We start from the raw sequence: 12,068 nt of genomic DNA on the forward strand, positions 1-12,068 counted from the left end.
ACGAATACGCCCCGGCCTCGACGGCCGGGGCGCTCCCCTGCGGGGTCAGCCTCGCGGCTGAGCGGTTACGCGGCCTGCTGGACCGAGCCCTCGATCACCGGCTGGCTCGACGGCCGGCTGGCGATCTCGATGCGGCGCGGCTTCTTCGCCTCCGGGACCTCGCGGACGAGATCGACATGGAGGAGGCCGTTCTCCAGCGCCGCGCCGGTTACCTGAACGTGGTCGGCGAGCTGGAAGCGGCGCTCGAAGGCGCGGGCGGCGATGCCCTGGTAGAGCACTTCGGCGGACTTGCCCTCGGCGGGTTTGCGCTCGCCCTTGATGGTGAGGGCGTTCTCCTTCACCTCGATCGACAGGTCGGCTTCGGTGAAGCCGGCGACCGCGACGGTGACGCGATAGACGTTCTCACCGGTGCGCTCGATGTTGTAGGGCGGGTAGGTCGGAGCCGCCTCGGTGCTCACGAAACCGTCGAGGGCCGAGAACAGGCGGTCGAAACCGACGGTGGAACGGTACAGGGGAGCAAGATCGAACTGACGCATCACATATCCTCCAGAAGAAGCAACATGATCGATGTATTCGGGTCCGCCCGTAGGCCGGACCGTCGCGCCGCCGTCTCGGCCGGCGCATCGATGATATTGGTAGGCCCCAAAAACCGTGCAAGGGTCTGTTTGCGGGGATTTCGCGTGAGCTTGAGCAAAAATTTTCCCGGGGTGAGCCAGCCGTGCTGACCCTCCGTCCCACCCCCGGCAATCCGGTGCCGCCCGGCGCCCGCCTCGTGCCGGTCGAGACCGCCGACGGCGTCCCCTTGCGGGCCGCGACGTGGCAGCCGACGACGCGGGGCGTGAAGGGCACGGTCTGCCTGCTTCAGGGCCGAGCCGAGTTCATCGAGAAATATTTCGAGACGATCAGCGACTTGCGCGCCCGCGGCTTCTGCGTGGTCGCCTTCGACTGGCGCGGCCAGGGCGATTCCGGCCGTCAGGTCCGCGACGCCCACAAGGGCCATGTCCGTCACTTCGATGATTACCCCCTCGATCTGCAGGCGATCACCGAGACCGTGCTCGTGCCGATGATGCCCGAGCCGCATTTCGGGCTCGCCCATTCCATGGGCGGGGCGGTGGCGCTGATACGCGCGGCGGAGGGCCGGCTACCGTTCCGGCGGCTCGTCACCGTCGCCCCGATGCTGTCGATCCGCATGGTGCGCTGGCCGGCGGGCGCCTCGCTGCTGGCGCGGGGCCTGCATCGGCTCGGGCTCGGGCGCTGTTACATCCCCTTCGGCAAGGCCGTCTCGATCGCCACGAAGCCGTTCGCCGGCAACCGCCTCTCGACCGATCCGGTGCGCTACGCCCGCAACGCCGAGGCCGCCCGCGCGGTCGGGGCCGGCGCGGTGGGCGATCCGACCATTGCTTGGCTCGCCTCCGCCTTCCGGGCGATGCGCCGGCTGGAGGATCCGGCCCTGATCCGGAGGATCCGCACACCCTGCCTGATCGTCGCGGCGGGCGCCGACCCGGTCTGCAGCACGCCGGCGGTCGAGCGTTTCGCCGCCCGGCTCAAGACCGGGCACCTGATCGTGCTGCCCGGCGCCCGCCACGAGATCCTGACCGAGTGCGACGCGGTCCGCACCGATTTCTGGGCGGCCTTCGACGCGTTCATCCCCGGCCATCTCGTCCATTCGGCCGCCGCCGAAGCCGCTCCTCACGCCCCCGTCGCCGGCTGAGCGGATCGGACTTCGCGGACATCCTCCGCTCGCGGCGCTGACGCTCGGCCACGTCCGACGGCTCGGTCGCAACCCGTGCGGATGCAGGCTGGCAACCGTTCACGTGTGGCCGAGTTCGGGCTGGCCTGCGCCTCGCTGGCGTCAGCCGTGACGTCCTCGAGCGGCGCTCGTTGATCGGTTTGCGCTTCGATCCAGCGGAACCCGGATCGATCGACAGGACCACCGGTCGCGCCGCGGGCGCTTGGGGACCTCGTCATCCGGTTCGCCGGGACGCGATCCGGCCATGTCGGATCCGCAGGTCTGAAGTATTCCCGATCGGAATGTGCCGCTCGCCTTCTCGGCGCGTTCGATGTCCGGACCGCGTCGGCCCTGCACTCCATAGTAATGCCCGACGGCTGTTTTGATTTCGGATTTTCTGTTTCGCTCTTGGAGTTTCCCGGGATCGCAGCCTGTCGAAGCGAAACCTGTTCCATGTTGTTGCTGTTATATCAGTTACGTCTTGGATAAATTTGTGATCTATATGATATCCGTTTTGAAAAAGGGCGATTAAACAAGTTAAAATACTAATTTATAGGTCAATCGATCAGGAGCATCTTCATACTAGATTGCGATTCATCCGGTCTCTTGTTGGTAAAACTCAGAGCTGGCCTGTCGCGGGCCGACTTAGAGTTGCCCGACGGTGGCTGAACGGCGAAGCGATCCGGAAGCGGCGCGGATGGTTCGGAGGATGCAAGTATGGCGAAAATTTCGGTCACCTGGGCCAATGATTACTCGATCAGATCGGCGGGGGCGCAGGCCAGTCTGATCCTCGCGACGGCACAGGCGGCTGCCGACGCCTGGGCCAAGTACATCCAAGTCGAGAGCACGATCGATATCGCGCTCGGGATCGGCAATGTCGGCGGCGGCAATTTCCTCGCCAACGGCGGTCCTGAATGGTCCTGGAACGGGAGATGGTGGGAACATACCCCCATCCTGAAGGCACGCGAGGGGTATGACCCGAACGGCGGCGCGCCGGATGCCAGAGTCACGCTCGGCGAGCACAGGCTCGGCGATTTCTTCTACGACCCGGCAGGTGTGGCAGCCGTTCCCGGCAACAAGATCGACGCCTTCACCCTCTTCCAGCACGAGATCGGCCACGCGCTGGGCTTCCTCGATTTCGCTGCCACGGACGGGGGCAACGGGGTGCTCCTCTTCAATGGAGAGAACACGCGGACGGTTCTCGGCGGCCCGGCCAGGCTCGATGCGATCCGGTCGCACGTGTGGGGAATCGAGGATCTCATGGACCCCTTTTCCAACTGGGGTAGGCGGTCCCACATCTCGGATCTCGACCTGGCCATGCTTCAGGACAAGGGGATGCCGATCTCGACCGAGCGGGCCGACAAGGTCTGGCTCGGCAACCGAGCCGACACCTTCTTCGCCTATGGCGGTGACGACTGGATCGACGGCGGCGGAGGCAACGACAAGCTCTTCGGCGGCGCGGGCAACGACACGCTCATGGGCGGAAATGGGAACGACGCGCTGGACGGGGGCGCGGGCAACGACACGCTCATCGGCGGGAACGGGGGCGACGCGCTGGATGGGGGCGAAGGCACCGACAAGGCCGTGTTGACGGGCCGGAGCCAGGACTACGTCGCGCTCTACGGCACGAACGGTTCGCTCGCCGTCAAGCACCTCGCCTCCGGCAGCATCGACACGCTGACCTCGATCGAGACGCTGAACTTCGACGACACCGTGCTTGGCGTGTCGGGCCTCCTCGCCCATCTGCAGCAGCGCTTCGGCTCCGTACAGGCCGGCAAGGCGCCCTACGAGATGGCCCTGAACGCCGCCGCGGACGAGGCCTACCGCCCCGACATCCCCGAAATCGACGGCGCGTTCAGCGTCACCGCGCGGGTGCGGTTCGACGATCTCGCCGGCGGCCATTTTCAGCGCGTCTTCGATACCGGCAACGGTCCGGACAGCGACAACATCTGGCTCGGTCAGGTCGGCAACGGACGGGACATGGCCTTCGAGATCCTCGATGGCGCGATCAAGCATAGCATCATCGCCAAGGACGGCATCACCCAGGGCGTCGAGGCGCGCTGGACCGCCGGCGTCAACGAGCGGGGATGGATGTCCCTGTACAAGGACGGCGTGCTCGTCGCCGAGGGTCAGGGGACGGTGCCGCGCGACGTGACCCGCGCGAAGGATCTCGTGGGCCAATCCAACTGGGCGCACGACAGCGCACTGAAGGGCAGCATCTACGACCTGACCTTCAAGGACGACCTGCCCGACATCCACGGCGCCTTCACCGCCAGTGCGACGGTCCGGTTCGATGATCTCGATGCCGGCGCGTGGCAGCGTGTCTACGACATCGGCAACGGTCCCGGCGCCGACAACGTCTATCTCGGCCAGATCGGCACCTCCAAAGACATGCAGTTCATGATCATGAACGGCACCAAGTCCGCCAACATCGTGGCCAAGGGCGCGATCGTCGAAGGCCAGGAAGCGACCTGGACGACCAGCGTCAACGAGACCGGTTGGATGCGCCTGTTCAAGGACGGCGTGCTCCTGTCCGAGGGACAGGGCATCGTCCCGAAGGACGTCGTGCGGATCAACGAGTTCGTCGGCAAGTCCAACTGGGCGGCGGACAAACCGCTCGTCGGCGAGGTGAGCGACCTGACGATCACGCCGTTCAAGGGCATCCCGGAAATCGACGGCGCCTTCAAGATGTTCGCCGAGGTCCGCTTCGACGATCTCGCCCACGGGAGCTTTCAGCGCGTGTTCGATACCGGCAACGGGCGGGACAGCGACAACATCTGGCTCGGCCAGGTCGGCAACGGTGACGACATGGCCTTCGAGATCTTCACGGGCGCGACGAAGCACCGGATCACGGCGGCGGATTCCATCGTCGAGGGTGAGATGGCGAAGTGGCAGGCCAGCGTGGACGAGGCCGGCTACATGCGCCTGATCAAGAACGACAAGCTCGTGGCCGAGGGGCAGGGCGCGGTTCCGCTGGATGTGCTGCGCACGAGCGATCTGGTCGGCCAGTCCAACTGGTCGTGGGATAGCGCGCTGGCCGGACAGGTGAAGGATCTGATCTTCGCCTGAGCCCGGCCCCGCCCATCGCCGGGGCGGACCCACCTCCCCGGCGATGGACGCGTAGGGCACGGACAAGCGCGAAGACCCGTTCGCGCCGCTCCCGTTCGCCGTCGCGATCGGGGCGGCTCCTCTCGCGAGGGACGATGTCCGGCATCCCCCCTCCGGGGCGGAACCCTACGGGTTGAGCCGCTTCAGCGCCGCCTCGTGCAGCCGGCGGTCGCCCGCCGCGACGATCCGGCCGCCCTCCGTCGCCGGGCCGCCATCCCAAGCGGTGACGACGCCACCCGCGCCCTCGACGATGGGGATCAGCGCGACGATGTCGTAGGGCTTCAATCCCGCTTCGACCACGAGGTCGATCTGGCCCGCGGCCAGCATGCAGTAGGCGTAGCAGTCGGCGCCGTAGCGGGACATCTTCACCTCCGCCTCGATCGCCCGGAAGCGTTCGGCCTCCTCGCCCTCCGCGAACAGGCGCGGATCGGTGGTGGCGAGGATGGCGTTGCCGAGCGCCTCGTTGCGGCGGGTATGCAGGGGGCGTTCGCCCTTCGCGGAGCGCACGCTCGCGGTCCTGCCGTCGCCGAGGAAGCGCTCGCCGAGATAGGGCTGGTGCATCAGGCCGCGCACCGCCGCGCCGTGATGGGTGAGCCCGATCAGCGTACCCCAGGTCGGCAGGCCGCTGATGAAGGCGCGGGTGCCGTCGATCGGGTCGAGCACCCAGACGCATTCCGCATCCGCCCGCTCGGAGCCGAACTCCTCGCCGAGGATGCCGTGGCTCGGCAGCCGGTCGTTGATCATCCGCCGCATCACCGCTTCCGCCGCCCGGTCCGCCTCGGTGACGGGGTCGAAGGCGTGGCCCGTCCCGTGGGATTTATCGTCCAAGCCGAAATGCGCCCGGAAGAACGGCAGGATCGCCGCTCCGGACTGGGTGGCGAGGTCTTCCATGAACTGGGCGAGATCGACGACGCTCATCGAGGGGCAGCCTCCCATTGACGGACTGAGACGAAGCCGTCGGCAAGTTCTTCCGTCAAGCCGTCGCGTCGCCGTCCCGTCAGGCCGGCTCGGGCAGCGCCTGCCGCGGAGGCGTGGCCGCATCGCTCCGCTCGGACCGGTCCGGACCGCCCTCGTGACGGGCGATGGCGAGGATCGTCTCGATCAGGTCGCGCAGGGAGGTGACGTGGTCGTCCGCGCCGAGCTTGGCCCGCACCGCGTCGTCGGCGAGCATCGGCTCGTCGAGGCGCCATAGCCCGGCGACGATCGGCACGGTGTCGATCTTCTGGCGCAGCCGCGAGACGAGGCGGCGCAGATGGGTCGGCTCGCCGGACAGCGCCAGCGAGATCACGCAGACCGCTTGAGCCGGACCCGGCTCCCATTCGGCGATGCGTACCCGGGCGACCTCGGCAAAGGGCACCTGCCGGGTGCCGAAGCCGCGCTTGCGCAGGAGCTGGTCGGCGATGGCGGTCGCCGCCCCGTCGAGGAAGCCCCGGCCGGAGACGAGAAGCACCGCACCGTCGGCCCGCCACGCGGCGGGCAGCTCGCCGGGCTCGGGATCGGCGATCGGCCCGTTCTTGCACGCGCTCTCCCCGTCGCTCTCGAAGAGGCGAGCGGATTTGGTGGCCGGATCGGGCACGGCATCCTCGCGATCCTCCAGATCCTCCACCAGAGCGGTGATCGAGGCGCGGATCTCGTCCTTCTGGCTCGGCGTCAGCACGCCGCGGGCGGCGTCGCGGGAGGCAAGTTCGAGACCCTTCAGCACGACGTCGTCGTAATAGGCCGAGAGCGAGCATTCGCGCAGGATCAGGTCGGCATGTTCCTGCGCCTCCTCCGGGTCGTCGGCGAGCATGCGCTGGTAGAAGTTCTCGATCGGCGTCAGAGCCGGGCGGTTGCTGAACAGCACGTCGAGGAATTCCAGCCGATCGACGTGGCGCCCGAGCACGACGAGGCAGACGGTGAGCGGCGTCGAGAGCAGGAGGCCGACCGGTCCCCACAGCCAGGTCCAGAACAGGGCCGAGACCAGCACCGAGAATGGCGAGACACCCGTCGAGTGGCCGTAGACCAGGGGCTCGATGATTTGTCCGACGATGGGCTCGACGAGGGCGAAGAGCAGGAAGGTCGCCAGCACCATGCTCCAGCCCGGATCGACCGCGGCCGCGAGCGCGATCGGCAGGACTGCCGAGAGGAAGGCGCCGATATAGGGCACGAAGCGCATGACGAGCGCGAAGATGCCCCACAGCACGGGGCTCGGCACGCCGATGATCCAGAGCCCGACGCCGATGACGAGGCCGAAGGCGGAGTTGAGGGCGAGCTGGCCCAGGAAGTAGCGCGAGAGCCGCCGGGCCGCGTCGTCCATCGCCACGGTCGTGCGGTGGAGGTCGCTCGAACCGGCGAGCCGGATCAGGCGGTCGCGCAGGTCTTCCCGCTGCATCAGGATGAACAGGAGGACGACGAAGACGATGCCGGCGGTGGCGAGCGGCTGGGCCACCGGCGCGAGCACGGTGGTGGCCAGTTCAAGCGGGCCCGGGCGGCGCTCCTCCACCTGCACCAGTACCGGTTTCGGCGGCTCCGGCTCGGCCTTGCGGGGATTGTCGCGGGCGGCCTGCTGTTTGGCCTTCTCGGCCGCCTCCTTGCTCTCCTCGCCGCCCTGGTGGATCGCCCGGTTGATGTTGGCGATGTAATCCATCGTCTGTCCGAGCGTGCCGGCTCGCAGCCCCTCGATCTTGCGCTCGACGGTGCGCTGGTAGCGCGGCACATCCTGCGCGAGTTCGGCGACCTGCACGCCGATGACGGTGGACACCGCGGCGATGATCCCGGCGGCGAGCAGCACCGAGACCAGCACCGCGAAGGCCCGCCCCAGCCGCAGCCGGCGCAGGAAGTTCACCAGCGGGCCGAGCACGAAGGACAGCAGCACCGCGATCGCGATGGGGATCAGCACCTCGCGCGCGAGGAAGAGACCCGCGACGATGATCGCGAACACGACGAGGGAGGAGGCGAGCGGGCCTTTGGGCGTTTCGGCCGCGGAAACGCGCGTCGGGCGCGGCGGCACGATGAAGCCCTCACCGGGGGAAATACGCTTCATGTCAGGCCGGGCTTCCCTATCACGCCACGCTGCATCCAAGGCCCGACGGATCGCGTCGCAAGGCGGGCCTCGGTTCTGTTCACAAGGGTCCGCGCGAGCGCTGCACGGCGATCCGCGGCCTATCCCGGCGATCGTCGTTACGGGCCAGCGCACGGGCCTGCGCCCGAAGGCACCTGAACTCAAGAAACCGTGAGCAGGCCGAATTCGATCCCTGAAACGTCGCCGTAACGGATTCGTCCCTCAGGACGTCGCAAAAGACTCGGCGAAGGGATGCAGGCTAAAGCCCGCCCGTTCGAGCTCGGCCCGTACCGCGTGTGCCATCGCGAGCGCTTCCGGGTTGTCGCCGTGTACGCAGACCGTGTCGATCGCGACCGGGATGCGCTGGCCGCCGAGCGTGAATACGGCGCCCTCCCCGACCATGCGGGCAACGCGCGCGGCGGCCTCGCCCGCCTCGTGGATCACCGCACCGGGCGAGGCGCGGGGGGCGAGCGTGCCGTCCTCGGCATAGGCGCGGTCGGCGTAGATTTCCCGCACGAGGCGCAGGCCGAAGCGCTCGCCGGCCCGCTCGGCGGGAAGCCCCGGCATTACGACCAAGGCGAGATCAGGGTCGACGCCGGCCACGGCACGGGCCAGCGCTTCGGCGATGGCCGCATCCTCGTTCGAAAGGTTGGCGAGCGCCCCGTGCGCCTTGACGTGGGTGACGCGGGCACCGGCCAAAGCGGCGCAGGCCTGGAGTGCGCCGATCTGATAGGCGATGTCGCGCTCGATTCTTTCGGGACGCTCCTGGATCCGGTTTCGGCCGAAGCCGCGCAGATCGTGGAAGCCGGGATGGGCGCCGATCGCCACGCCCCGCGCCTTCGCCGCAATCACCGTCTCGACCATGATGTCGGGATCACCCGCATGAAAGCCGCAGGCGACGTTGGCCGAGGTGACGATGTCGAGGAGCGCGGCGTCGTCGCCGAGGCGCCAGGGCCCGAAGCCTTCGCCGAGATCGGCGTTGAGATCGATGCGGGTGCTCACCCGGCGGCCCGCATGGATCTCGACGTCTTCCCCGGCTGCGGCCCCTGTTGTGACCCTTGCCCCGGCCGCATCATCACGCCGAAGCCTTCGCTCTCGTCGCCGATGAAGCGGATGCCCTCGCCTTCGAGCACCGTGCGGATCGCGTCCAGGGTCCTTGCGCGCGGGGCGACCTGATCGCTCTCGATCATATTCAGCGTCACCACCGACACCGCGGCCCGACTCGCCAGAACCCCTTGCGTCCATTTGAGGAGACCGCGGCCGGCGCGGATCTGGGCGGGGGTGATGGCAGATGGGTTCATGGAGGGGAGATGCGTGAAGCTGAAAGAATTTTCAAGTTTCGGGTTGACGCAGTTCGGGTGCAACCGTAAGCACAAACCATCGGCTCAGCCGGGCCGGAGATGGAGCGTTCCCTCTTACCCCTACGGGTAAGCGTCCGATCTTTCGTACCGAGGTCCGGCTCTCTGTTCGAACAACATCACCGGCGCGGGCCGGTGGGCATCGGTTATCACCTATCTCGTGAAGCCCCGATCGCCCGTTCTCACGTCCGCGCTTCCCATTGGCCCCACCTCGACGGAGCAAGGCATGAGAAACGACGATCTACGCGTCTCCGCTTTCGCCAGTCCAGGGTCTGAGCGGCCATGGTCGAAGCGGTCGTATCCGATCGCGCGAGATACGGTCGGCCACGCGGGCCGATAGCGGACGGTTATCTCAGGGAGTCGAACGCCTGACGCCTTCGGGCGGAGGGCTCGATTGTCCGCAAGGACATTCCCGTCCGTAACCCCCATGCCCGCGTGGCCGCCGCTCCGGTTCGGCCACCCAATCCCCCCACGCCTCGTCCCGGCGGCCCCTGCGGGCCGAACGGGGACGGTTATCGATAGAGCGCCGCGGCCCACGCCGCGGAGGTCGCGAATTCGATCTTCGCCGGGCCTTGCGCCCGTAGCTCAGCAAACCCGTCCCCAACCCCCATGACCGCAGGACTGTTCGCGGCTGAGTTGTAGGAAAATATTCAGAACGCGCGGGCCGAAGAGGGAAGGTTACCGCTCCAAACGGGGATGTCGCGGGTTCGAATCCCGCCGGATCGCAAGGTCCGTAGCTCAGCGGCAGAGCACCACACGCCTTTCCTCACACCATGACCGCGCGGCCTGAGGCCGGACACCCGTCCGGACGAGGGGCGCAAACCAACAAAAATTCGGCCGTGCGGGCCGATGGAGACAGGTGATCGTCGGCCGAAAGGCCGGGTTCGAATCCCACGGGCCGCGAGGTCCGATGCCCGGGTGGCGGACGGGCGACGCAGGCCGCGCGAGCGGACCGCCTGTCTCCCCTCCATGCCCGCACGGCCGCTGACGCAACAAACGAATTCGGCCGCGCGGGCCGGATTGCGAGGGTGATCGGGTCCTCAGGGTTCGAATCCCAGGTGCCGCAAGGTGCTGTGGTCCCTCGCAAAAATCCACGGCCGCGCGCCGCAACGAGCCTCGGGGACAATCCCCAAAAAGCCCCGCGGAGAGAGGAGCGAGCAATGTTGAACTATGGAAAGCTGTTCTCGCTCCGGCGCACCCCGCAGTCGGAGCCCCTTCCCCGCACCGTGCCGAATTCGGCCGGCGGCCACGTCTTCGCCCTGAGCGACTGGGCGCGGCTCGACCGCTTCCTCGTGCTCGGCTCGGAGGGCGGCTCCTACTACGCGGGCGAGCGGGCTCTCTGCCGGGAGAACGCGGTCGCGGTGATGCGCTGCATCGCCGAGGACGGGGCGCGGGCGGTCGCGACCATCGTCGCGATGAGCGAGGCGGGCCGGGCTCCAAAGCAGGATCCGGCGATCTTCGCCCTGGCGCTCGCGGCGTCCGCAGAGGCCGAGGCGACCCGCCGGCTGGCGCTCGCCGCCCTGCCCCGGGTCTGCCGCACCGGCACGCACCTGTTCCAGTTCGCGGGCGCCGTCGAGGCGATGCGCGGCTGGGGCCGGGCGCTGCGGCGCGCGGTCGGCGACTGGTACCGGGCGCGTCCGGTGGATGCGCTCGCCTACCAGGCGGTGAAGTACCGCTCCCGTCAGGGCTGGTCGCACCGCGACCTCCTGCGGCTGGCTCATCCGGAGACGGACGAGCCGGCGCGGAAGGCGCTGTTCGACTGGATCTGCCGCGGGACGCTGACCGAGGAGACCCCTGCCCTCGTCCACGCCTTCACCAGCGTGCAGGCGGAGGGCGTCGACGGCGCTTACGCGGCGGCGCAGGTGCGCACCCACAACCTGCCCTGGGAGGCGCTGCCAACGGGGCTGATGACGAGCCGCGCGGTGAACGAGGCCCTGATCGAGCGCATGCCGGTCGGTGCCCTCGTGCGCCAGCTCGGCCGGCTCACCGCTTCGGGGGCGCTCGCGCCCTTCACCGTGGCGACCGAGCACGTGGTCGGCGTGCTGTCGGACCGGGAGCGCCTGTTGAAGGCGCGTCTGCACCCGATGGCGCTTCTGGTGGCGCTGCGGACCTACGCGTCCGGGCACGGCCAGCGCGGCCGGCTCTCCTGGGAGCCGGTGGCGGCCATCGTCGAGGCGCTGAACGCAGCGTTCTACACCGCCTTCGCGAACGTCGAGCCCACGGGCCGGCGTCTCGTGCTGGCGCTGGACGTCTCGGGCTCGATGAGCTGCGGCTCGGTCGCGGGCTCTTCGCTGACGCCCCGGGAGGCGGCCGCCGCGATGGCGCTCGTCACCGCGGCGACGGAGGAGCACTGGCAGGTCCTCGGCTTCACCGCCGAGCCCGGCCGGTCCTGGAGCCAGGGGGCGGCGCTGACCGCCCTGCCGATCGGGCCGTCGATGCGGCTCGACCAGGCGGTGGCGGCGACGGACGATCTGCCCTTCGGCGGGACGGATTGTTCGCTGCCGATGCGGTGGGCGCTGGAGCGGGGCGTCCCGGCCGACGCGTTCGTGGTCTACACGGATTCGGAGACCTGGGCCGGCCCGGTCCACCCGGTCGAGGCGCTGCGGGAATACCGGGAGAAGACCGGGATTCCGGCCAAGCTCGTGGTCGTGGGGCTCGTCTCCAACGGCTTCAGCATCGCCGATCCGAACGACGCGAGCATGCTCGACGTCGTCGGCTTCGACACGGCGGCACCCGCGCTGATCGCGGATTTTCTCCGCGGATGATGAGTGGGGTGGACGGCGACTTGCCGCCCGCCCCAATCCCAAAAAATTCAAGAAGACGGAGCGGCACC

General features: G+C 68.4%; 8 protein-coding genes. 3 read left to right on the top strand and 5 right to left on the bottom strand.

Annotation, left to right across the window (positions count from 1 at the left end; all coding sequences use genetic code 11):
- Positions 1–65 precede the first annotated feature (65 nt).
- Positions 66–536: an Hsp20 family protein gene (locus E4V01_RS11455; RefSeq protein ID WP_060771819.1), complete on the bottom strand. Its 471-nt coding sequence runs from the start codon at positions 534–536 to the stop codon at positions 66–68.
- Positions 537–718: 182 nt separating this feature from the next.
- Between E4V01_RS11455 and E4V01_RS11460 the strand changes: the two genes are divergently transcribed.
- Complete coding sequence (locus tag E4V01_RS11460) at positions 719–1,711, top strand: alpha/beta fold hydrolase (protein ID WP_060771820.1); 993 nt, start codon at positions 719–721, stop codon at positions 1,709–1,711.
- 735 nt (positions 1,712–2,446) lie between these two features.
- On the top strand, positions 2,447–4,798 hold the full coding sequence (locus E4V01_RS11465; RefSeq protein WP_135298418.1) for a hemolysin: 2,352 nt from the start codon (positions 2,447–2,449) through the stop codon (positions 4,796–4,798).
- Positions 4,799–4,963: 165 nt separating this feature from the next.
- On the opposite strand, the gene hisN is transcribed toward E4V01_RS11465, so the two are convergent.
- The 4 genes from hisN to E4V01_RS11485 form a co-directional block, all read right to left on the bottom strand.
- Positions 4,964–5,755, bottom strand: coding sequence for a histidinol-phosphatase (hisN, locus tag E4V01_RS11470; RefSeq protein WP_060771822.1), 792 nt, complete (start codon positions 5,753–5,755; stop codon positions 4,964–4,966).
- 79 nt (positions 5,756–5,834) lie between these two features.
- Positions 5,835–7,859, bottom strand: a complete 2,025-nt coding sequence (locus E4V01_RS11475) for an AI-2E family transporter (RefSeq protein ID WP_135298419.1) — start codon at positions 7,857–7,859, stop codon at positions 5,835–5,837.
- A 240-nt stretch (positions 7,860–8,099) separates the two neighbouring features.
- Entirely contained in the window at positions 8,100–8,879 is a 780-nt protein-coding gene (locus E4V01_RS11480) for a LamB/YcsF family protein (protein ID WP_135298420.1), read from the bottom strand.
- A complete protein-coding gene (locus tag E4V01_RS11485; RefSeq protein ID WP_060771825.1) occupies positions 8,876–9,178 on the bottom strand; it encodes a helix-turn-helix transcriptional regulator in 303 nt (100 codons plus the stop codon). The genes E4V01_RS11480 and E4V01_RS11485 overlap by 4 nt, the downstream gene beginning before the upstream one ends.
- A gap of 1,217 nt (positions 9,179–10,395) precedes the next feature.
- On the opposite strand from E4V01_RS11485, the gene E4V01_RS11490 reads away from it, so the two are divergent.
- Complete coding sequence (locus E4V01_RS11490) at positions 10,396–12,000, top strand: TROVE domain-containing protein (RefSeq protein WP_135298421.1); 1,605 nt, start codon at positions 10,396–10,398, stop codon at positions 11,998–12,000.
- The last annotated feature ends 68 nt before the right edge of the window (positions 12,001–12,068 follow it).

The organism is Methylorubrum sp. Q1 (genome assembly GCF_004683995.1).
Taxonomy (GTDB): domain Bacteria; phylum Pseudomonadota; class Alphaproteobacteria; order Rhizobiales; family Beijerinckiaceae; genus Methylobacterium.

Excerpts from the sequence above, each read along its gene's own strand:
- E4V01_RS11455 (WP_060771819.1), bottom strand. The coding sequence starts at position 536 with ATGCGTCAGTTCGATCTTGCTCCCCTGTACCGTTCCACCGTCGGTTTC.
- E4V01_RS11465 (WP_135298418.1), top strand. The coding sequence starts at position 2,447 with ATGGCGAAAATTTCGGTCACCTGGGCCAATGATTACTCGATCAGATCG.
- hisN (WP_060771822.1), bottom strand. The coding sequence starts at position 5,755 with ATGAGCGTCGTCGATCTCGCCCAGTTCATGGAAGACCTCGCCACCCAG.
- E4V01_RS11475 (WP_135298419.1), bottom strand. The coding sequence starts at position 7,859 with ATGAAGCGTATTTCCCCCGGTGAGGGCTTCATCGTGCCGCCGCGCCCG.
- E4V01_RS11485 (WP_060771825.1), bottom strand. The coding sequence starts at position 9,178 with ATGAACCCATCTGCCATCACCCCCGCCCAGATCCGCGCCGGCCGCGGT.
- E4V01_RS11490 (WP_135298421.1), top strand. The coding sequence starts at position 10,396 with ATGTTGAACTATGGAAAGCTGTTCTCGCTCCGGCGCACCCCGCAGTCG.